19 protein-coding genes are annotated in these 21,930 nt (G+C 65.9%); 7 read left to right on the top strand and 12 right to left on the bottom strand.

Annotated features, from left to right (window positions below; genetic code table 11):
- Positions 1 to 21: 21 nt before the first annotated feature.
- The gene (fabG, locus tag ABQU90_RS18115; protein WP_323523148.1) at positions 22 to 753 is read right to left on the bottom strand and encodes a 3-oxoacyl-ACP reductase FabG; all 732 of its coding nucleotides are present in this window, start codon (positions 751 to 753) and stop codon (positions 22 to 24) included.
- Positions 754 to 935: 182 nt separating this feature from the next.
- Here fabG and ABQU90_RS18110 point away from each other — a divergent pair, with 182 nt between their 5' ends.
- Positions 936 to 1,484 carry a hypothetical protein gene (locus ABQU90_RS18110; protein WP_323523147.1) on the top strand — a complete coding sequence of 183 codons (549 nt, stop codon included), beginning with the start codon at positions 936 to 938 and terminating at the stop codon, positions 1,482 to 1,484.
- 8 nt (positions 1,485 to 1,492) lie between these two features.
- Here ABQU90_RS18110 and ABQU90_RS18105 read toward each other — a convergent pair whose 3' ends face one another.
- From ABQU90_RS18105 to xanC, 9 genes are all read right to left on the bottom strand, one after another.
- A complete protein-coding gene (locus tag ABQU90_RS18105) occupies positions 1,493 to 1,924 on the bottom strand; it encodes a hotdog family protein (RefSeq protein WP_323523146.1) in 432 nt (143 codons plus the stop codon).
- Positions 1,911 to 4,277, bottom strand: coding sequence for an MMPL family transporter (locus tag ABQU90_RS18100; RefSeq protein WP_323523145.1), 2,367 nt, complete (start codon positions 4,275 to 4,277; stop codon positions 1,911 to 1,913). The genes ABQU90_RS18105 and ABQU90_RS18100 overlap by 14 nt, the downstream gene beginning before the upstream one ends.
- A complete protein-coding gene (locus tag ABQU90_RS18095) occupies positions 4,267 to 4,491 on the bottom strand; it encodes a hypothetical protein (protein WP_323523144.1) in 225 nt (74 codons plus the stop codon). Before ABQU90_RS18095 ends, ABQU90_RS18100 begins: the two co-directional genes overlap by 11 nt.
- 133 nt (positions 4,492 to 4,624) lie before the next feature.
- Complete coding sequence (locus tag ABQU90_RS18090) at positions 4,625 to 5,272, bottom strand: LolA-related protein (protein WP_323523143.1); 648 nt, start codon at positions 5,270 to 5,272, stop codon at positions 4,625 to 4,627.
- The gene (locus ABQU90_RS18085; protein WP_055847003.1) at positions 5,196 to 6,170 is read right to left on the bottom strand and encodes a lysophospholipid acyltransferase family protein; all 975 of its coding nucleotides are present in this window, start codon (positions 6,168 to 6,170) and stop codon (positions 5,196 to 5,198) included. Before ABQU90_RS18085 ends, ABQU90_RS18090 begins: the two co-directional genes overlap by 77 nt.
- A complete protein-coding gene (locus ABQU90_RS18080) occupies positions 6,167 to 6,454 on the bottom strand; it encodes an ApeI family dehydratase (RefSeq protein WP_055847000.1) in 288 nt (95 codons plus the stop codon). The genes ABQU90_RS18085 and ABQU90_RS18080 overlap by 4 nt, the downstream gene beginning before the upstream one ends.
- An 11-nt stretch (positions 6,455 to 6,465) precedes the next feature.
- Complete coding sequence (locus ABQU90_RS18075; RefSeq protein WP_055846997.1) at positions 6,466 to 7,215, bottom strand: lysophospholipid acyltransferase family protein; 750 nt, start codon at positions 7,213 to 7,215, stop codon at positions 6,466 to 6,468.
- 53 nt (positions 7,216 to 7,268) lie between these two features.
- Entirely contained in the window at positions 7,269 to 7,952 is a 684-nt protein-coding gene (locus ABQU90_RS18070) for a COG4648 family protein (protein WP_161963180.1), read from the bottom strand.
- Positions 7,953 to 7,989: 37 nt separating this feature from the next.
- Positions 7,990 to 8,259, bottom strand: coding sequence for a xanthomonadin biosynthesis acyl carrier protein XanC (gene xanC / locus ABQU90_RS18065; protein ID WP_011260626.1), 270 nt, complete (start codon positions 8,257 to 8,259; stop codon positions 7,990 to 7,992).
- Positions 8,260 to 8,853: 594 nt separating this feature from the next.
- Here xanC and ABQU90_RS18060 point away from each other — a divergent pair.
- Positions 8,854 to 9,861, top strand: coding sequence for a chorismate transformation FkbO/Hyg5 family protein (locus ABQU90_RS18060; protein WP_323523142.1), 1,008 nt, complete (start codon positions 8,854 to 8,856; stop codon positions 9,859 to 9,861).
- A gap of 212 nt (positions 9,862 to 10,073) precedes the next feature.
- Positions 10,074 to 10,424, top strand: a complete 351-nt coding sequence (locus ABQU90_RS18055) for a hypothetical protein (RefSeq protein ID WP_323523141.1) — start codon at positions 10,074 to 10,076, stop codon at positions 10,422 to 10,424.
- A gap of 57 nt (positions 10,425 to 10,481) precedes the next feature.
- Here ABQU90_RS18055 and ABQU90_RS18050 read toward each other — a convergent pair whose 3' ends face one another.
- Positions 10,482 to 11,825, bottom strand: coding sequence for an AMP-binding protein (locus tag ABQU90_RS18050; RefSeq protein ID WP_323523140.1), 1,344 nt, complete (start codon positions 11,823 to 11,825; stop codon positions 10,482 to 10,484).
- A gap of 952 nt (positions 11,826 to 12,777) precedes the next feature.
- Between ABQU90_RS18050 and ABQU90_RS18045 the strand changes: the two genes are divergently transcribed.
- The 4 genes from ABQU90_RS18045 to hemF all read left to right on the top strand — a co-directional run bounded on the left by ABQU90_RS18045 (position 12,778) and on the right by hemF (position 18,461).
- Positions 12,778 to 15,144 carry a S9 family peptidase gene (locus ABQU90_RS18045; RefSeq protein ID WP_323523170.1) on the top strand — a complete coding sequence of 789 codons (2,367 nt, stop codon included), beginning with the start codon at positions 12,778 to 12,780 and terminating at the stop codon, positions 15,142 to 15,144.
- A 408-nt stretch (positions 15,145 to 15,552) separates the two neighbouring features.
- Positions 15,553 to 16,269 carry an SH3 domain-containing protein gene (locus ABQU90_RS18040; protein WP_311239876.1) on the top strand — a complete coding sequence of 239 codons (717 nt, stop codon included), beginning with the start codon at positions 15,553 to 15,555 and terminating at the stop codon, positions 16,267 to 16,269.
- Positions 16,266 to 16,826 (top strand): hypothetical protein, encoded by a 561-nt coding sequence (locus ABQU90_RS18035; protein WP_323523139.1) that lies wholly within the window; start codon positions 16,266 to 16,268, stop codon positions 16,824 to 16,826. Before ABQU90_RS18040 ends, ABQU90_RS18035 begins: the two co-directional genes overlap by 4 nt.
- A gap of 735 nt (positions 16,827 to 17,561) precedes the next feature.
- On the top strand, positions 17,562 to 18,461 hold the full coding sequence (gene hemF, locus ABQU90_RS18030; protein ID WP_323523138.1) for an oxygen-dependent coproporphyrinogen oxidase: 900 nt from the start codon (positions 17,562 to 17,564) through the stop codon (positions 18,459 to 18,461).
- Positions 18,462 to 19,087: 626 nt separating this feature from the next.
- Here hemF and polA read toward each other — a convergent pair.
- A complete protein-coding gene (polA, locus tag ABQU90_RS18025; protein WP_323523137.1) occupies positions 19,088 to 21,868 on the bottom strand; it encodes a DNA polymerase I in 2,781 nt (926 codons plus the stop codon).
- Positions 21,869 to 21,930 lie beyond the last annotated feature (62 nt).

The following is a 21,930-nucleotide window of genomic DNA, read 5'->3' as shown; positions in this document are numbered from 1 at the left end:
AGCAGCCTGGACATCAGGCAATCAGCCCATGCCACCATTGATGCCGATGATCTGGCCATTGATGTAACCGGCAGACTCCGAGCACAGGAAGGAGACCAGCGCGGCGACCTCGTCGGGTTTGCCGACGCGCCCGGCGGGCACCAGTTGTTTGATCACCTCCGGCGCGAAATTTTCACCGACCATGTCGCTTTCGATCACGCCCGGCGCCACTACATTCACGGCAATGCCGCGGCTGGCCATCTCGCGCGACAACGATTTGGTCGCGCCATGCAATGCCGCCTTGGCTGCGGCGTAATTGGTCTGCCCGCGATTGCCCAGCACTGCCGACACCGACGACACGCTGACAATGCGTCCCCAGCGCGTGCGCGCCATCGGCAATAACAACGGTTGGGTGACATTGAAAAAACCGTGCAGCGACACATCGATCACCCGATGCCACTGCTCGGCGTTCATGCCCGCCATCGGCGCGTCGTCGTGGATGCCGGCGTTGTTGACCACGATCTGGATCGGGCCGGACGCCAATAGGTTCTCCAGCGCCGCGCCGCTGGCCTGCGCATCGGCCACATCGAAGGCCACCGCTTCGGCGCTACCGCCGTCGGCCACGATGGCGGCAACCACCTCTTGCGCACGCGCCAGATTGCGATTGGCATGCACGATCACGTGCCGCCCCTGCGCCGCCAGATGGCGACAGATCGCACCGCCAAGATCGCCGCTGCCGCCTGTGACGAGTGCGCGTCGTGCAGCTGAGTTCATAAGCCACGAACCATATGAGCAGAGAAGGAGGGTTATCGTAGAGCAAGCTGACTACTGAAAGACGGACTCTTGGCACCCATCCCGTATTTGCCTGACCATGCCGCAAATCCGACCACTGCCGCTTGAGCACCTTCGAATCTGGCTGGTAGCTTCCAGGCATTCGCGGCGATGAACGAAACGAAATGAGTGCAGTGAACTTGGCGGGCCTTGGCAAACAAGGCGAGGACGCGATGAATACCTGGCTGCAATTGCATGGCTTCAGCTATGTGGCCATTTGCCAAGGGCAGGACACCTTCGCACCATTATTTGGCACTGCGGTTAAACGTCCGGATTTCCTGATGCTTTTGGAATCAATTGGCTTGATCGCCGTCGACGTGAAAAACTACGTCCAGTTCAAGCACGCCAATCAGGCGTATTACAGCCTTCCCTACGAGAGCGAGCTCAAACGTGCCGTGGCGTTCGAACGACTGTTCCGCATTCCGGTTTGGTACGCCTACTTCAATCGCCAGGATGCCGGTCAGTCCTTCCATTGGATCAGCGCATTGAAGGCACTTGAAGTCGGCGAGATCAAGCCCGCGCGCGATGATAATCCCGAATTCCTCTCTATCGGCTTGGAGCATTTTGAGCATCTACACAGCGGCGGCGACATTGCACGGCTGTATGCGCACCGCCTACCTAGCGTCGCCAACCTGAGCGCACTGGTTGCAACGAAGACACACGCCGCACCCTGATGCAGATCTCAGGCCGCGCCCAGCATCACCGTGGCACGGCCTTCGGCGAGCAGCTGCGCCTGATGGGTCAGACGGAAACTGTATTGCTGGCTGTCCTCGCCCTGCATCAGCACCTGCGCTTCGCACTCGATGGCATCGGGCAAGGCCTCCAGATGCGTCACATGCAATTCCACCGCACGCAGCGCAACCAGCATGCCCGGGCGCACCGGCTTGCCGGACGCGCGCCCCAGCAGGCCGCCATGCACGGCCATGGCCTGCGCGCCGTATTCGCACAGATGCAGCGCGCGCAGACGTCCATCGGCACGCAGCGGATGCGTGTCGCTGCAATGCGCATGACTGCGCACCACAATCCGCTGCGCATCCCAGGTCACCACCTCGTCCCATAGGCACATGCTGCCCTGATGCGGGATCAAGGCGGCGATTGCGTCACGTCCCTGCATGCGATTCTCCATTGCGTGTGCGCTCCAGTGCCGGTTCGCGCGACACCAGCAACGCGAGGATGAAATTAAACAACACACCCAGTGCCACCGTGCTGCCGATCGCGCGCAACACCGGGATGCTGGAGGCGGCCAGTAGCGCGAACACCAGCAATGTCATCAGGCTGCAGACGATCAATGCATGCAGCGTGCGCAGCTGATCGGCGTGATCGTCGCCGGCGTGATCGAAAAACAAGGCGTAATCCAGGCCCAAGCCTGCGGCAAGAATCAGCGCGATCAAGTGGAACAGATTGAGCTCCACCCCGATGCCGCGCAGGATCGCCAGGATCAACACGGTGGTCAGCGCCATCGGCAACAGCACACGCACGATACGGCGCGGGCTGCGCAACGCGATCGCCACCGTCACCGCAAGCAACAACGCCGCCACACCCAGGGCGCCCAGCACGCGGCCGCGGTAGGCGGCCACCAGCGATTCGGACGCGTCCTTCAGGTCCAGCAATTGCGCGCCGCTGCCCTGCACCGCCGCAGCCAACACCGCCGGATCATGCAAGCCGGTCAGCGACACCAGGGCGGTCGTGCGATCGCCGCGGCCCAGCAGCAAGCCGCCCACCGAGGTGGCCAGTGGCGAGCCGGTCAGATCCTCCGGCAGCAGCGGCGGCGCGCGCCTGGCGGCATCCAGATCCTGCAGGAATGGCGCGAACGCATCGCTGCGGAATGGCGTGGCCGCCACCGCGCGCTCGGTCAGCGCGCGCGCCTGCGCTGCATCCGGCAACCCCGCCTGACGCGCCTGCTGGGTCTTGGCACTGGGCAGATAGCGCGCGGCCATGTCGTAGCCGGCCAGGGCGCCGTCGCGTACCAGCGCATCCAGCCGCGGCCGCAGGGATTCGCTGGCCTGCAGCGCCGCTTCATCGTTGGCGGCAGGCAGCGCGAGCACATACCGCACATCGGGCGCGCCCAGCTCCTGACGCAAGTGGGTGTCCTGCGCCAACGCCTTGGGCGGCACCGGGGTGAGTTTGGATAGATCGTTCTGCCAGAACTGGCCGGGCGCGAATGCGATCACCGCCAGGCCGATCACCGCGATCACCGCCAGGCTGATGCGTGGCCGCGGCAGCCGCGCGATACCGCGCCACAGCGTTGCCAACAGACGCGAGTCGGCATAGTCGCGCGGGGCCGGGTCGATCAGCCACGGCAACAGCCAACGCGTGGTCACCGCCGCAGTGGCCAAACCGGCGATGGTGAACACCGCCAGCTGGCGCAGACCATCCACACCGGAGAACAGGAAGGTCACATACGCGATGCAGGTGGACACCACGCCGGTCGCCAGCGTCGGCCACAAATGCCGCGCGTTGTCGCGCGGATCCAGGCCGGGGCGTTGATGACTGAACAAGTGGATCGGGTAATCCTGCACCACGCCGATCAACGTGAAGCCGAATGCCACGGTGATGCCATGCACGCCGTCGAACACCAGCGCCACCGCGCCCAGGCCAGCCAGGCCGGCGCTGGCCAGCGGCAACACGCCGAGCACCGGAATCTTCCAGCTGCGGTAGGCGATCATCAGCAACAGCACCAGACCCACCGTATCCAGCGTGCCGATCCACTGCGATTCGCCCTGGGTGCGTGCGGTGATCTCCACCGCGAATGCGCCCGGGCCGGTCAAGATCAGCTGCGTCGTGGTGCCCTTACTGACTGTGGCGAACGCCGCCTGCACGGCGTCGTAGGCCAGCTGCTGGCCGGTGGGATCGAAGCCGGCCGCATGCGTCTGCACGATCAACAGTGCCGAAGTGCCGGCGCGATCGAACCACACGCCATTACGCGTTTGCGGTGCGGCCGCCGGCTGCAGGGTCTCGGCCAGATGCAGCACTTCCAGCGTCGGGTCGCGCGGCAGCAGCGGCTCCACCATCGCCGCTGCCGGCGAGCCCAGATCCTGCACGCGTGACTGCAGCGCCGCTTCAAGCGTCGCCGCGTCCAGCGGTGCGGTGTCGAAGCTGTCGCTAAGCAGATAGCGATACGGCAACAAGCGCTCCGGAATCGCCTCCAACCCCGCAGTGCCGCCGTTGCCGACCAGCTCGAACAGCGCCGGCTGCGCGGCCAATGCCTGGTGCAACCGCTGCGATTGCTCGGCCAGGGTGGCCGGGTCGCTATTGGACAAGGCCATCAGCAACAGCCGCGAGCCCGGGCCTTCGCCGAGTTCTTCGATCAGCAGTTTTTGCGCAGGCGTACGCGGGGCGGGCATGAACTTTCGAAGATCGCCAGTGACCTTGAGCGTCTCGCTCAACCAGAATCCGGCTACTACCAGCAAGGCCAGCCACAGCAAGGCAAGCCCAATGCGGCGGTTTGCGTTCAATTCAAACGGCATGCAACTGCCTCACCGCAATGGCTGGACGTCCACCGGCCGCGCGCGCGGCATCGGGCAACTCCGGTGCTTTTTTTCTGCGGAGGGCGGGCATGAACTTGCGCAGATCGCCAGTGACCTTGAGCGTCTCGCTCAACCAGAATCCGGCCACCACCAGCAACGCCAACCACAGCAAGGCCAGCCCAATACGGCGGTTTGCGTTCAATTCAAACGGCATGCGACCGCCTCACTGCAACGGGCGACGCTCAAGCCGCGTACGACATCGGCTAGCAGGGCGACGGCAACTTGGTTGCAAGCGCGCGATCTGGCGTTTTTGACGACGGCTAGCAGCAAGACCTGCCCGCGCGTGGTCACGCGTCCGGGCCGTGGCAGAGCGTGGTCAGCGCTGCGGCGTCGTTGACGCTGGCAGCCGCACGTGCCGCGCCGGCCAGCAGCGTGCGTTGTGCATCGCCCTTGGCCGGAACGCTTTCGATGCAGCGCAGCTCATCGTTGCTGCCGTACAGACGCAGCTCGCGTACCTGCTTGGCCACTGCGGCGTCCTTGGGCTGCAAGGTCAGTTGCCATGCCTGCGCTGTGCCTTGCCCGCTGAGGCGATACTGCTGCTCCAGCAGCGCGCGATCGCCCGACAGCAGCGCGCCGAAGCCAGACTTCAACCCGGCCAGTTCGGGCACGCGGCTCAAGGCGAACTTGCGTGGCGCTTTGCCCTCGCGTTCGAGCACGCCTTCGTCGCCGCGCAAGGTGGTGGTTTCGCGATACGGCGCACTCACCTCGCGCACCAACGTCTGCGCATCCGGGCGACGGTAATGGCCCTGCACGCGCAGCGGCGTTTTCAGCAGTGCAGAGCCGCGCAGTTCGACGAACTCGGTGCTGGCAGGCACCGGGCGTGCCAGGCGCTGCAGCACCTGGCCGACATCCAGGGCCTCAGGCGGTGCGGCGCATAGCGGTGCGGCGCTGAACAGCAGTATCAGCATCCACGGCAGGGTGCGGCGCATCGGCATGATGGGTGTTCCAGAAATCGTAGAAGTTGAACCAGTTGTACGGCGCGTAGCGTGTGTAATGTTCCAGCCTGGCCGCGTAATCGCGCATGAGCACCGCCAGCACCGGCGCACGCTGCCTGCGCGGCACATCCAGGCCTTCGCTGAAGGTCTCGAATGCCAGCTCGTAATGATTGCCCCCGCGATACAGGCCAAACGCCAGCACCACCGGCACCTTGAGTGCGGCGGCGATCAACCAAGGCGAGGTCGGGAACATCGCATTGCGACCAAGGAACATCGCCGGCAACGCCGGGTCGCCTTCGCGCGGGCGATCGATCAGCAGCGCCACCAGCGCGCCGGCATCGGTGGCGTCCTTGATCGCCATGACGATCGAGGTCGCGTCCATGCCGGCATCGATGATGTTGGCGGCCAGCTGCGGGTTCAGTGCGCCCAGCAGGTCGGTCATCGCGCGGTTGTGGGCCTTGTCCAGCACCACCTTGACCTGCACGTCCGGGCGCTCGGTCGCCAGTACGCGCAGCGCATCGAAACTGCCCAGGTGCGAGCCGAAGATCAGCACGCCGCGGCCGCGGTCCATCTGCGTGTGCAGTTGATCCAGCCCGGTGATGTCGACGCGGAAGCGCTGCATCTGCCCGCACAACATGTACACGCGGTCCAGGATGGTCGATGCAAACGTATGGATATGCCGCGCCACATCGCGCAGCTTGGCCGGACGCCCCAGCACGCGTGCCAGATAAGCGCGCGAGGCGGCGCGCTCGGGCGCACGCACCAGCAGGAAGTACAGCGTGATCGGGTAAAGCAGCGCGCGCCCCACCGAGCGCCCGGCATGCCGTGCGATCCCGCGGATCAGCCACAACGCGAAGCGCCCGCCACCTTCTGGACGCTGTTTCCAATGCTTGTTCATGCCGCGGCCTCCGCCACCAGTTCGCCGCTGACCAGCACCTCGCCGGCACGCTGCACACGGAAGCGCCAGCGCGGGCCGTCGCCTTCCAGCATGACCGACGCGGTCTGGCCGGGCAGCAACGGCTGCACGAACTTCACCTGCGGCAGCCGTGCTGCGGCACGCGGGCCATGCAGCGCTTCCACGGCCTGCAGCACATGGTCGAGCACGACCACGCCAGGCACCACGGGGCGACCCGGAAAGTGCCCGGGCAGGCAGGGATGATCATGCGGCACGACGAAATCCATAAGCGCGGAACTCAGATCCTGGGTTGAAGCATTGCAGCCACGGCCTTGTGTGCCTGCTCGGTCAATTGTTGGCGATCCGGTGCATCCGGCCCGGTGACCGCGATCGGCTCGCCGATGCGCACGCGGATGATGCCGGGACGCACCCTGAACACACCATCCACCGGCAGCACCTTGCCGCAACCGTCCAGCGCCACCGGGACAACCTGGACACCAGCATCGATAGCGGCCTGCAGTAGCCCGGCCTTGAATGGCAATAATTCGCCGCTGCGGCTACGGGTGCCTTCGGGAAACAGACACAACTGTTTGCCCTCGCGCAGCAGCGCGGCCGCCTGCCGGCGGACCAGCGCCCCGGCGCGGCGGCTGTCGCGGTCCAGGAACAGCATGCCGGTGGCGCGCGCATACCAATTCACGAACGGCACCTTGAGCATTTCTTCCTTAAGCAGGAACCGCAGCGGCACCGGCAAGGCGTAGAACAAGGCGCAGATATCGATGATGGACTGGTGGTTGCTGACGAACAGATAATTCTTGGACCAGTCGACCCGCTCGCGCCCTTCCACGATCACCTTGGCGCCCGCGCCGCGGAACAGCACCGGCGACCACATCCAGCCGCCCATGCGCAACAGGCGATCGGCATCACGGGTGATCGCCAGCAGCACCAACGCATACACGATCCCGCCGGCGGTAAACGTCAGCGTGAAGGCCAATTGCAGCAGATTGAATACACCCCACGCCAGGCGCGACGGCATCCTTGCCAACGGCATTTTTGTTTTGTCCCCGAAACTGTGCACGTACGTCGCTGCCCCTGGCCACGCACTCAGCGCAGCAGATCGCGCCAGAAGTCCGGCCCGAGCCGCGCCATCTGGCGCAAGAAGTCTGGCAGGTTACGATAGGGACGCTGCGGAAACCAGCGCCCGCGCAATAGATATTCCCCAACAAAGAACCCGCCAACCACGCCGTACACCAGCAAATTGGCGAACAACGAGGCGCGTTCGTCGCTGATCGGCAACGGCGAGGCATAACCCAATTGGGCCAGCACGCCGCTGGGTTCGGCGCACAGGCCCAGCACCAGGTTGAGCAGGGTCAGCCCGCACAACAGCAGCGCCCAGGCCAGCGTCAGCCCACGCGTGTAGCGCAATTGCGCCGGCGTCACTGCCATGCCGGCCCGGCCGTACAGGCCTTCCACGATGCGGGTGATCAACGGAGTGCGCCCGCGCCGCAGGCTGCGCCCGAAGAACCAGGCGACCCATCCGGTGAACACCACCGGCGGCGCCGCAAGCACCAGCATGGCGTGCGGCGAATGCCACAACGCGCCCAGGCCGGCCAGGCTCACCAGTGCCAGCGCCCAGGCCCATGGGCGACGCGCGACCATCGGTTCGATCAACACCATCAGCACCAGCATGACGCCGGCGATTACGGCCAGGTCGGAGCGGTGGCTGGCGTTGGCCCAGTGGGCAAGCGGCGAGTACGCCACCGCCAGCAGCACGCCCAGCCCCAGCACCCACGGCGGGGCATCGCTGGGCGCGGCGGTCGGAACCTCAGACGGTCTTGTTGGCTTCGACATGCGCCGACAATGCGCGCAGCGACGCGAAGATGCGACGGTTCTCGTCGTTGTCCGAGCGCAGCTGGAAGCCATAGCGCTTGCTGATCGCCAGCGCCAGTTCCAGCGCATCGATCGAATCCAGCCCCAGCCCGGTGTTGAACAACGGCGCCTCCGGATCGATGTCGGCGGGTTGGACGTCTTCCAGGTTCAGACTTTCGACCAGGAGTTCGGCCAGTTCACGTTCGGCAGCGGTTTGCGAGGACATCCAGAAGTTCCAGGGTAAGGGTCGGTCAAAGTCGGAGCAGGCCACCGACAGCGTGCGGCAGGTGGCAGTGGCGGACGGCGCGTCGAGCCGGCAGTGTACGTGGCGTACCTGTCGATTCCGAGCGCCGGGCCCGCGTCGCGGCCGGCGATCGCCCTGTCCTTGCGTTGGTCGGCATGCGTGGATCTCGGCGGCCGCACAGATGTCCGGGCCGCCGGTCAGGCTATCATGACTGCATGACGCTCGCCCGCTGCAGGTTCGTTTCAGGATGACTTCCACCGTTGTGCGCCCCACCCCGACCGCCAAGCCGGCAGCCGGGCCGGCTCCCGGACCGCAGTGTCCGGCTATTCTGATCAGGGGCGGCGGCCCGACTGGTTGTACAGCAGCGCTGACGCCTGCCTGCCTCGGTAGGGCGATGCTGCGGCACGTACAGGTGCTGCACCCTCGCCTGCCTATCGGCGAGTCTCTGCGCGCAGTCCACGCCATCCCAGCACTGACATTCCTATCGACGATGCCGTACGTGCGGCAGGTGTGGCGCCCACGTCGGCGCCTGTCCACGCACGGCTTCGACGGCACCACCTTGCAACGAGAGACTCAATGACTGCTTCCCCGGCCCAGACCGCGCAGCCGCTGCGCCATCCCCGCCTGCAGGTCGATTATGTCGACCGCACCGACCCCGCGGCGCTGCTGACCGATCCGCAGGTGCTGGCGGTGTTCGGGTTCGGCGATGCCGCCCCGCGCCTGGACGACCCGCGCTATCTGCGCGTGCCGCTGCAGCCGTATCAGGCCGATGTGCTGGAGGTGTGGCGGACCGATGCGCTGGTGCGCAGTGGCCGCGACGGCAACATCGCCTGGTCCAGCGATGGGCATTTGCAGTTTGGCGTGATCGAAATCGACGAGCAGGATGTCGATATCGAAGACGCCGCCGCCAAGGCCTATGCAGAGCTGACCGCATTCGTCAGCGGTAGCGCCACACCGCGCCTGCTGCGCATCTGGAACTACCTGGATGCCATCACCCTGGGCAGCGGCGACCGTGAGCGCTATCGCCAGTTTTGCGTGGGCCGCGCGCGTGGCCTGGGCGCTTTCGACGTCGCGCAGTTGCCGGCCGCCACAGCGGTGGGCCGCTGCGATGCCGAACGCATCATCCAGATCTACTGGCTGGCCGCCGCCGATGCTGGCACGCCACTGGAAAATCCGCGCCAGGTCAGCGCCTACAACTACCCGCGCCAATACGGCCCGCAGCCGCCGAGTTTTGCGCGCGCCATGCTGCCGCCCGCCGGCAGCGACATGCCGCTGCTGCTGTCAGGCACCGCCGCGGTGGTGGGCCATGCCTCGATGCATACCGGCCAGCTGCTGGCGCAGCTGGAAGAAACCTTCGCCAACTTCGATGCCCTGCTCGGCGCCGCACGCACGCATGCACCAGCGCTGCCCGCGCAGTTCGGCGCCGGCACCCGCCTGAAGGTGTATGTCCGCGAGCAGGACGATCTGGCCAAGGTCGCGCAGGCCCTGGACACCCGCTTTGGCGACGCGGTGCCGCGCCTGCTGCTGCACGCAGTGATCTGCCGCGATGAGCTGGCGGTGGAGATCGATGGTGTGCACGGCTGAGTGATGCCGTGCCTGCCGGCGTGCCGCAGATTGTGGCCGCCGGTAGTTCCGTGAAAACCGGGTGCGGCATGTATCGCGCAGATACCGCATTGCTCGCGGCCAGGCTGTTCCCTATTTTGCCACTGATCATGCGGCGCGTAGCCGCTGGCAGACCGTCGACATCGGTGAGATCGTGCGCTCAGTCGAGCAGACGACGCTCTCGCGGAGACAGCATGCTTGTTCTCGCAATTCTCCTGGCGGCCGCAAGCCCTGACGGAACGCAGGAATACGCAGGACAAGCGGCGTTCGAAGCGCTGGCAGATCAGGCAGATCGGCGCTGCCCAGCCCAACGGATCAGATCGATCACGCCAGGTGATCTGGATTTTGCGCAGGACGAGTTTCAAGCGCAGCTGACGCAGCGTGATCGCATGCGCTTGAGTGCGGCCAACACGGCGGATGCGCGCTGTGCGGATCAGAACGGATTGGCCTGCCAAGTGCATGCGACCCTGGAGGCGATGCAGAAAACTCAGCTACTGACGCGTTTCTCGGCCTACCTCTGCGCTCATCCGGCACCCGGCCAGTAAGCAATCCACTCACGCAGCCGTTGGCATCGGCCTGCAGAGGGCATTGCGCAAACTCGCTCAGCCGTTGAGCAACCCCAACACCACATCACGCGGCAGTTTGCCGGTTTCGTTGCGTGGCAGAACGGCGAGCTTGCGCAGGCGGCGCGGCAGGAATACCGGGTCGACGCTGACGCGCAATGCGGCAAGGATCTGCGCGTCGTCCAGGGTCGGGGCGACCACCAATGCGGCGATGCGGCCCACCGACTGACCTGCCTCCGGCGCCAGCTGCACGATGATGCCGTCGATCACGCCGGGGATGGCGAGCAGACGGCGGGTGAGGTCGGCCAGCGATGCGCGTTTGCCGGCGATTTCCAGCAGATCGGCCTGGCGTCCGCGCACCTGGAAAGTGCCGTCGTCGGCCACGTCCATCATGTCGGCCAGCAACACCGGCGTGGCCAGATGCGGCGCATGCACCAAGGTGCCTGCGGCCTGGGTTTCAAGACGCACGCCGGGCAGCGGGGTCCATGCGGCTTCCAGTGCGGTGCGGCGCACGGCGAATACGCAGGTTTCGGTGGAGCCGAACATTTCGCGCACTTCACCGCCAAACCGCGCTTCGGCTGCGGCGGCAACTTCCTGTGCCAGCGGCGCAGTGGCCGAGACGATGCCGGCCAGCGGCGGCAATGCCACCCCGGATTCGACCAGGGCACGCAGATGCACGGGCGTGGTCACCAGCACGCGCGGGGCGGGAATATCGGCCAGCGCGCGTGCCACATCGTCCGGGAAGAACGGGCGGCCCGCGTGCACTGCCAGCTCGGTCACCATCGGCAGCAACACCGACAATTCCATGCCGTACATGTGCTGCGGCGGCACCGTGGCCACCACGTGCGGCACTGCGTCGGTGTGCGCCCACAGGCTTTGCAGCGCGACCAGATCCTGCCGGGTGCTGGTCAGAAAACTGCCCCAGGTCTTGGGATTGGGTTGCGGGCGACCGGTACTGCCGGAGGTGAAGCCGATCGCCACCAGTGCGTCGTCGGCCAGCTGCGGAATCGGGCCGTCCGCCTGCGGCAGCGCGTCCGGCAGTTGCCAATAGCGCGGCGGCGCCAGCTCCAACGCCAGATCGCCCAGGCAGTAGGCATCGGCGTGACCGGCCTGCACTTCGCCCACCACCGCCGGCGCGCGCGACGACGGCAGCAGCGACACCTGCCCACGCAGCGCGCAGGCATAGAACGCCACCATGAAGCGGTAGCGGTCTTCGCACAGATTGACCGCATGGCGGCCCTCCGGCAGCTGCTGCGCCAGGCCATGCACATGCGCGACGAAGGTCGCCAGATCCACCGACTGCCCCGCGCGCCACGCCAACGGCCGGCCAGGCGCGCCGACGGCCATGGGATGGGACACAACGGGAGCAGGCAGGCTGGACATGTGCATCGACAATCGCAAAAGCGCGCTAGCTTGGCCGCCCCCCGGGCTGCTGGCAAGTCGGGAGGTTTCCGGCCGCTGTCCGGGGCCGCGACGCGTAGCTGGCGCAGATGGCAGACGGGCAACCGCGGCACCTGGATGGCTGCGCCGATGAATCCTGCAATGGGTCCGCGTAATCTGACGCGCGCGCTCACGTCGGAGCTCACACGTCGCAGGCTTCGATACTGATCACCAAAACCGCCACTGCATTGTTGTGTTAGCTCAATCGCACGCCAAGCACCTTTCAACAATGGGGCGGTGAGGTGCGCAGAATCTCCGTCTGGTGTTGGCGACCATGCATGTGTGGCCAAGCATTGCATGCGACGGTAAAGCCGCCTTCCGGCACCAGACCCACCGCGGGTCTTCGGCCTATGCGTATGGGGACGACGCGTTCGCTCATTGCGCTCTGGACATGCCTCCGTGACAACCGCGACTCCAATGGCGGGGCACGCGCGCAGCTCGAGCGCCGTCATCGGCAACGTGCAACGTGCAACGTGCAACGTCCGCAGCCCACAACATCCACGCGCGCTTATTCGCCAGTGGCCTTTCAGCCTCTCGCAACGCCTACTGCAGACAGAGGCGGTAGACAGAAAGAACGCGTCATGACGCAACGCAGCGTACGCAGTGACCGCCGACGATGGCGCTGAAGCATTTAACCCGCCACAAGCGCACAGCGATGCGCGCATGCGACGCCGTGCATGCCGCAGCGTCATTCGGCGCAACGCAGCAGTGCCACGCACTGCGGTTGCAATGAGGTGCAGCAAACACATAACAGTCGCGTCCGTCTGGCACCACCGCTATGCAACCACCCCCGCGTTACGCCGCCCGCGCATGACCTGTGGCCCAAGCCTGCCGCAGAGACGAACTGCTAGGCTTGCGCGCTCTCCTTTGCGTCCAGTTGTTTCCGATGCCCAGATTGCTGCCGTTGACCCTTCTGCTGCTGACTGCCACCGCGCATGCGCAGTCCGCCGCACCGCTCACCATCGAACAGGTGATGGCCGATCCGGACTGGATCGGGCCGTCGGTCGATCAGGCGTGGTGGCAGTGGGACGGCAAGCAGGTGCAGTACCTGCTCAAGCGCGATGGCAGCCCGGTGCGCGATACCTATCGCCAGGGCATCGACGGCGCAGCGGCAGACCGCGTGGCCGACACGGCGCGCGCCGGCCTGGATGCGGCCGACCCCAGCTACGACGCCAGCCGTCAGCGCATGTTGTTCGCACGCAATGGCGATATTTTCCTGCGTGATCTGCGCTCGGGCGCGCTGACCCAGCTGACCCGCAGCAACGAAGTCGAATCGCGTCCGCAATTCGCCAGCGATGGCGGTGCGATCTGGCGTGCGGGCAACAACTGGTACCACTGGCGGGCCGATGGCGGCACCGCGCAGGTGGCCGTGGTCAAGGCCGAGCGCGACCCCAAGGCCGCGCCCAAGGCCGATGTGCTGCGCGAGCAGCAACTGGCCACGCTGGCCACGCTGCGTCGCGATCGCGAACAGCGCGATGCGCTGCGCACGCAGGAAGATGCCTGGCGCCGCGCAGACGTCACGCGCGCAGCAGCGCCGGTGTATCTGGGCGATGAGGTGGAGATCGTCGACAGCGCATTGTCGCCGGACGGCCGCCACCTGCTGGTGGTGACACAGGCCAAGAACGCCGACGAAGGCCAGGCCGGCAAGATGCCCAAGTACGTGACCGAATCCGGTTACGAAGAGTTCCAGGAAACCCGCTCCCGCGTCGGTCGCAATGCCCCGGTGGCGCATGCACTGTGGCTGGTCGATGTGGCCGCAGGCAGCGCGCGCCAGCTGTCCTTCGATGCGCTGCCCGGCATCGCCACCGACCCGCTGGCTGCACTGCGCAAGGCCGCCAAGCGCGACGCGCTCAAGGGCAATCGCGCGGTGCGCGTGGAAAGCGATGGCGACGGCAGCGGCCCGGCGGTGCATTGGAGCGACGATGGCCGCAACGTGGCGGTGGAAATCCGCGCGGTGGACAACAAGGACCGCTGGATCGCCAGCGTGGATCTGGACAGCGCCAAGCTGCAGCCGCGGCATCGGCTGAGCGACAGCGCGTGGATCAACTGGGACTTCAATGATTTCGGCTGGTTAGCCGATAACCGCACGCTGTGGCTGCTCTCCGAAGAATCCGGCCATTCGCAGCTGTACACGGTGGAAGGCAACGGCAAGCCGCGTCAGCGCACCCGCGGCAAGTGGGAAGTGTCGATGCCGGTGCCCAGCGCCGATGGCAGCGGCATGTATTTCCTGTGCAACCAGAAATGGCCGGGCGATTACGAGGTGTGCAAGCTGGATCTGCGCACCGACCAGCTCACCGAAGTGACGGCCTTGAACGGCGTGGAAGGCTTCAGCCTGTCGCCGAATGGGCAGCAGTTGCTGGTGCGCTACTCCGGCGCCTATCTGCCGCCGCAACTGGCGGTGGTGCCGGCGGCGGGCGGTCAGGCCACGGTGCTCACCGACACGCGCACGCCGGCCTTCAAGGCGCAGACGTGGATCGCACCGCAGTACGTGCAGGTGCCGTCCAAACACGGCGCCGGCACGGTCTGGGGCAAGTATTACGGGCCGCAGACTCCCGAGCCGGGCAAGCAATATCCGATCGTGATGTTCGTGCATGGCGCCGGCTACCTGCAAAACGTGTCGCAGCGCTACACGCCGTATTTCCGCGAGCAGATGTTCCACAACCTGTTGGTGCAGCAGGGCTACATCGTGCTGGATCTGGACTACCGCGCATCCGAAGGCTACGGCCGCGACTGGCGCACCGCGATCTACCGCAACATGGGGCACCCGGAGCTGGAGGATTATCTGGATGGGCTGGACTGGCTGGTCGCCACCAAACAGGGCGACCGCGCACGCGCCGGCATCTATGGCGGGTCGTACGGCGGCTTCATGACGTACATGGCGTTGTTCCGCAGCCCCGGCACCTTCAAGGCCGGCGCAGCGCTGCGGCCGGTGGGCGACTGGATGCAGTACAACCACGAGTACACCTCCAACATCCTCAACACGCCCGAGCTCGATCCACAGGCCTACAAGACCTCCTCGTCGATCAACTACGCCGACGGGCTGCAGGACCATCTGCTGATCGCGCACGGCATGATCGACGACAACGTGTTCTTCAAGGACTCGGTGGACATGACGCAGAAGTTGATCGAGTTGCACAAGGACAACTGGCAGGTGGCGCCGTATCCGCTGGAACGCCATGGATTTACCCGGGCCGATGCATGGCTGGACGAGTACAAGCGCATCCTCAAGCTGTTCAATGAGCAGGTGAAGCCACAGCGCTGACCGTCGCGCAGCGCCCGGTGCAAGGCGGGCGTTGCCGGCACCGGTACCGGCACCCACAGACGGTTGCAGTGCCGGGCGCAGCGTTTCCAGGCGCTACATCGCTGGCGACGTCACAGATACGCATTTGAAGCTTGTTGTGGGCGAGTACTGCTCGCCGCCTTGTCCTGAAGCGATCGCCGCAGCCTGCAGACGCTTGCGGCAATCGGGCCGAGGGCAACGCGTCGCTCATCCAGCACGCACGCTGGTTGCGTTGCACTCACCTCTCTCTACGCAAGTGGCTCTAAGCTTGACGCAGGACCGGCAGAGGGTTCGTGCGTTCGCCCTCTGCGCCGGTCTGCCGCAGAACCGGTGCGCCGCCGGCGTCGCGGCGACTTCCCACTCATTGCTGGCGCACACAAGGTAGACGCGATGGGCCTGTGGGACCGTTTGTTTGGACGCAAGACCGCCGTGGCGAAGCCGCCGCGGGCAGAACCCACCGCAGCGACGGCGCCTGGCGACGATGCCGGCGAGGCAGCTGCCGAGATCGACCCCGCATTGCAGCCGGCGCTGAGCGCGTTTCAGCGCGGCGATCACGTGGGCGCCTACAACGCGGCGCAAGCGCAGTTGCAGGCCGGTGCGGATGCGCAGCGGCTGTGCGCGCTGGCATTGAGCGCGCTGGACCGCTACCACGAGGCGTATCCATACTGGCTGGCGCTGTACGAGCTGGAGCCGACCGCGCACAACGCGCTGCAGTTGGCCACCACCTCGGTGATGTGCAACGAGGTCGAGCGCGGCGAGCAATGGCTGCTGACCTTCGACGATCTGAACGCCCAGGAGCGCTCCACCTCGCCAGCCACGGCGCGGACCGGCTTTCTGACCGCGCTGACCCGCGCCGGTCACGGTGCGCATGCCCTGCCGCATCTGGAGTGGCTGCGCGAAGCCTATGCCGGCATGTCGATCACCGACAGCCACTTTTTGTATGTCCGCGGCCTGCCGTTCTTCGAGGAATTTCTTGAGCGCAGCACGCCGTTACTGCGCGCGTGTCTGCCAGCCGATGCCCTGCCCGGCTGGTACGCACAGCTGCAACCCGCGCTGGACCCACCCGGGCAGGCGGCAGTCGCGGCGCATATCGCGTCGCTGCAATGAACGCAGCGCCGCGCACATCGCCCCAATCGAACGGTGGCTTTGTCTCGCCGCTGGCATGGGTCTCGTTGTTGCTGGGCGCTGTCAGCGCACTGGCCAACCTGTTTCAGATCGTGGTGCTGTTGGCGGTACCCGACGCCACCACGCTCGCCCTGCCCCCGGGCATGACCTTGCCGCCGTCGTGGCAATGGGTGATCGACCACGGCATGGCGTTGTCGGTAATCGGGGTGGTGCTGTCGGTGGCGTTTGCATGGCTGAGCTGGGCGCTGCTGCAGCGACGCGAGTGGGCGCGCATCGGGTTTGTGGCGGTGCTGATCGTCACTGGGCTGCTCAATTTTGCCGGGCTGGCGTTGATCGGGCCGTTGTTCGACGGCGTGCAGGCCATGCTGCCAGCCGATGTAACGCACAGCCCGGAGTGGCCGCAGATGCAGGCACGCCTGCAGGCCACGCAACAGATGGCGCTGGTGCTCACCGGCGCGGGCGCTTTGGCCATCGGCTGCGTGCATGCAGCACTCGCCTGGCGACTGTGCAAGCCAGCTGTTCGCGCGGAGTTTGCCTAGGTCCAGTGATTTTGGCGCAGGCAAGGGCCATGCAGTCCGCTCGCAGATCGGCTGCCTTGCAACCAATGATCCGCGCTAGTCAATCACGTTGAAAAGACTGACAGCTTGCATGTTGCGGTTGCCTGGCGATCTTCGAACCTGGTGAGTCGAGGGCGAGGTGCACTCACCGCACCAGACCGTTTGCTGGTGGTTTTGCTGAAGAACCAAACCGCCGCGTCGCGCGATGTCGGGGGTTGCTGGTTGCAGTGCCGAAACCCTGGGCGCCGATCAACGCGACTGGTGCTTGCCCGCTCACCGTCGCGGGACCCTTGGCGGCATGGATGCCGCCACGGAGCTTACATGGACGTACTTGCAGCGTGTCCTGCGATGGTGGGCGGGCAAGGGCCCTGCAGCAAACGCGAAGACATCGAGTGCGCAACGCCCTCACCGCTCGCGGGACACGCCGTAAACCCGTCCCTGCGGGCTCGATGGCGGCATCCATGCCGCCAACGGTCCCGCAAGCGGCGAGGACACCGCACCAGACAGTGTGTCGGTGGTTTTGTTGAAGAACGGAAGCCACCGTGTCGTGCGGTTTAGTGGTTGCTGCGCTGTGCTGAAACGTTACACACAGACCAACTCGACTGACCCTGACACGCTAACCGCTGCGGGACCTTCTCCACCTTCCGCATCGCCCTGCGACAAACGGCCACGTTCGGATGGGCGCACCCGCCGCGATGCACGGCTTAGAATTGGGCCATGAACGAATTCGACCGTGTACGCGATTATCTGACCGACCTGCAGGACCGTATCTGCGCCGCTGTGGAAACCACCGACGGGCGAGCGCGGTTCTCCGAGGATCTGTGGCAGCGCGAGGAAGGCGGTGGTGGGCGCACCCGCATCCTGCGCGACGGCGCGGTGTTCGAGCAGGCTGGCATCGGCTTTTCGGATGTGTCCGGCACGCGCTTGCCGCCCTCGGCCAGTGCCCACCGGCCTGAGCTGGCGGGCGCGACTTGGCGGGCCTGCGGCGTCTCGCTGGTGTTTCATCCGAACAACCCGCACGTGCCGACCACGCATATGAACGTGCGTTACTTCCGCGCCGAGCGCGATGGCGAGGTGGTTGCCGCGTGGTTCGGCGGCGGCTTCGATCTGACGCCGTTCTACCCGGTGGATGAAGACGTGCAGCACTGGCACCGCACCGCGCAGACGCTGTGCGCGCCGTTCGGCGAGGAGCGCTATGCCGCGCACAAGCGTTGGTGCGACGAGTACTTCTTCCTGCGCCACCGCAACGAAACGCGCGGCGTCGGCGGGCTGTTCTTCGACGACCTGGGCCAGGACTTCGAGCGCGACTTTGCCTACCAGCAGGCGGTGGGCAATGGCTTCCTGGATGCCTACATGCCGCTCGTGCAGCGCCGCAAGGACGAACAGTTTGGCGAGCGCGAGCGCGAGTTCCAGCTGTATCGCCGCGGGCGCTACGTGGAGTTCAACCTGGTCTACGACCGCGGCACCCTGTTCGGGCTGCAGAGCGGCGGGCGCGCCGAGAGCATCCTGATGAGCCTGCCGCCGCGGGTGCGTTGGGAATACGGCTACACCGCCGAACCCGGCAGCGCCGAGGCGCGGTTGCTGGACTACCTGGTGCCGCGCGACTGGCTGGGCTGACAGTGACGTTGCCGTGATCGGAGCGGGCCGGATTTAAGGGGCCGCCAGCGCTGCTGCCGTCCGAAGGCATTGCGCCACGCCCGATGCATCCGAAGGCGCTGAAATCTTCCCCGTGCGGGGATTGGTTTCAGCGCCTTTAGCCGTTGGGTCATCCACACAGATTCACGCGTTCAGAGTCGCTCACAGTTAAACCTGAATTGCGCAAATGAAACGCTGTGTTGATTGAGCGAGTTAATCGCCCCCATTTAAATTTGTGATTGCTCACGCAGCCATTGCGCAATCTGCGGATGCTGTCCAGCAGCGCCGTGTCTTTCCGGCTACTCTGAACGCTGGAAATAAAAAAGCCCCGCAGACCAGGGGGAGGTCGGCGGGGCCAGGGAACGGAAACTTGGGGAGGAGTTTCCGCTCCGAGATCTGCTCCAGGGGATGGGAGAGATCTGCCGACAGGCGTTGCGCCCGTCGAGGGATATAACACCATTTTCCACATTGATGGATCGTGAAGATAACTGTTAAAAAAATGTAGAATTTAACGGTTATTCATTCCTCCAATCCTGCTGCGCGCGCATTATGTTTCGACCGACTTATGTCTGGTCTGCGCATTCAGCATATCAGCGTGATGTGCTGCGTCAGTGCGCCTCGTCCCAGTTATCGCCCACGCCCGAATCCACCACCAGCGGCACGCGTAATTCAGCAGCGGCCGACATGCGCGCGGTGACTTCGCTCAGCAACGTGTCGACGAAATCGGTGTCTGCTTCGAACACCAGTTCGTCGTGCACCTGCAGGATCATCAGTGCGCGCTGCGCATGGTCGGCGATCCAGCCATCCACGCTGACCATGGCGCGCTTGATGATGTCGGCGGCGGTGCCCTGCATGGGCGCGTTGATCGCGGCGCGCTCGGCACCGGCGCGCTGGCCCTGGGTGCCGGCATTGATGAAGTCCAGATACAGCCGGCGACCGAACACCGTCTCCACGTAGCCCTTGTCGCGGGCCTGCTGGCGGGTGGTTTCCATGAAGTCGCGCACGCCCGGGTAGCGGCTGAAGTACAGCGCGATGTAGTCCTGCGCCTCGCCACGGCCGATGCCGAGCTGGCGGGCCAGGCCGAACGCGCTCATGCCGTACATCAGGCCGAAGTTGATCGCCTTGGCAGCGCGGCGTTCGTCATTGCTGACGGTGTCGATGGTGCGGCCGAACACCTCCGCCGCGGTGGCGCGGTGCACGTCGGCGCCGGAGTCGAACGCGCCCACCAGGCCGGGGTCGCCAGACAGGTGGGCCATGATGCGCAGTTCGATCTGCGAGTAGTCGCAGGCGATCAGCTTGCGCCCGGGCGGGGCGACGAAGGCGCGGCGGATGCGGCGGCCGTCTTCGGTGCGGATCGGGATGTTCTGCAGGTTGGGGTCGGACGAGGACAGCCGCCCGGTGGCGGCGCCGGCCTGGTGGTAGCTGGTGTGCACGCGCCCGGACTGCGGGTGGATCATCTCCGGCAGCTTGTCGGTATAGGTGCTGCGCAGTTTGGCCAGGCCGCGGTACTCCAGGATCACCCGCGGCAGCTCGTGCTGGTCGGCGATGGCTTCCAGCGCTTCTTCGTTGGTCGAGGGCTGGCCCTTGGGCGTCTTGACCACGGCGGGCAGCTTGAGCTCGTCGAACAGCAGCGCCTGCAGCTGCTTGGGCGAATCCAGGTTGAAGGTGCGCCCGGCCAGCTCGGTGGCCTTTTGCTGGGCGGCGAGCATGCGCTTGGACAGGTCCGCGCTCTGGCGGCGCAGTTCGGCCGCGTCCACGCACACGCCGTTGGCCTCGATGCGGGCGAGCACTTCCACCAGCGGCATCTCGATCTCGCGGTAGACGCGCTCCAGCCCTGGCTCGGCGGCCAGCTTGGGGCCGAGCACGTGGTGCAGGCGCAGGGTGATGTCGGCGTCTTCGGCGGCGTAGCGGGTGGCATCTTCCAGGCTGACCTGGGCGAACTTGATCTGCTTGGCGCCCTTGCCGCAGACGTCTTCGTACTTGACGGTGTCGTAGCCCAGATAGCGCTTGGCCAGGCTATCCATGTCGTGGCGGGCGCTGCCGGAATTGAGCACGAAGCTCTCCAGCAAGGTGTCGTCGCTGTACCCAGCCAGCTCCACGCCGTGTCGGCGCATCACGTGCAGGTCGTACTTGCCGTGCTGGCCGAGCTTGCGCAGCGCAGGGTCGGTGAGCAGCGGCGCCAGCTGGGCCAGCGCCTGGGCGCGGTCGAGCTGGGCCGGCGCGCCGGGGAAGTCGTGGCCGAACGGCAGGTACGCCGCCTGGCCGGGCTCGGCGGCGACGCTGAGGCCGATCAGGTTGGCCTGCAGCGGGTCCAGGCTGTCAGTTTCGGTATCGAAAGCGAACTGGCCGGCCGCACGCAGGCGGGCGATCCAGCTGTCCAGCTGTTGCTGGGTGAGAATCGTCTCGTACTGACCGGGCGCGGCCAGCGCCGGGTCCAGATCCACCGGCGCGCTCGCCGGGCCGGAGACGAAGCCGGTGCCGCGGGCGCGGCCGGGTTCGGTACGGGCCACGGCCATGGCTTCGGTCTGCGCGCCAGCGGCCGCTGCGCCGCCCAGCTCGCGCAGGGCCTGACTGAAACCGTAGCGGGCGTACAGCACGGCCAGCGTTTCGGCATTGGGCTCGCGCAGCTCCAGCGCGCGCGGGCCGCAGGCCAGCGCCACGTCGGTCTTGATGGTGACCAACGCGCGGTTGAGCGGCAGCCGCGGCAGTGCGGCGCGCAGGTTCTCGCCGATCTTGCCTTTGATTTTGTCGGCGTTGGCGATGACGCCGTCGAGCGAGTCGTATTCGGCCAGCCATTTGGCGGCGGTCTTGGGTCCGCACTTGTCCACGCCGGGCACGTTGTCGATGGCATCGCCCATCAGCGCGAGCAAGTCGACGATCTGGTCGGCCCGCACGCCGAACTTGGCGATCACCGCCTCGTCCGAATCCATGCGGCTGCCGCTCATGGTGTTGACCAGTTCGATGCCTGGACGCACCAGCTGTGCGAAGTCCTTGTCGCCGGTGGAGATGGTGACGCTCAATCCGTCTGCGGCGGCCTGCAGCGCCAGTGTGCCGATCACATCGTCCGCTTCCACGCCGTCGATACGCAGGATGTCGATACCCAGCGCATGCACGATGTCGCACATCGGCTGCACCTGTGCGCGCAACTCGTCGGGCATCGAGGGGCGGTTGGCCTTGTAGTCGGCATACAAGTCATCACGAAATGTCTTGCCCGGCGCGTCCACCACGAACGCGACGTAGGCGGGGCGTTCCTTCAAGGTGGCGCGCAACATGTTGACCACGCCGAACAACGCGCCGGTGGGCTCGCCCTGGGCATTGGTCAGCGGCGGAAGCGCGTGGAACGCGCGATACAGGTAACTGGACCCGTCGATCAGGACTAATTTGCTCATCGGACAATTCTAACGCTGCACGCCCGCGCCACACCGCGCCAGCGCATACTGACCGACGACCT

The organism is Xanthomonas sp. WHRI 10207 (assembly GCF_040202975.1).
In the GTDB taxonomy this organism is placed as follows: domain Bacteria; phylum Pseudomonadota; class Gammaproteobacteria; order Xanthomonadales; family Xanthomonadaceae; genus Xanthomonas.
The sequence above is the reverse complement of the archived record's forward strand: the minus strand, read 5'-3'. Positions and strand labels throughout refer to the sequence as shown.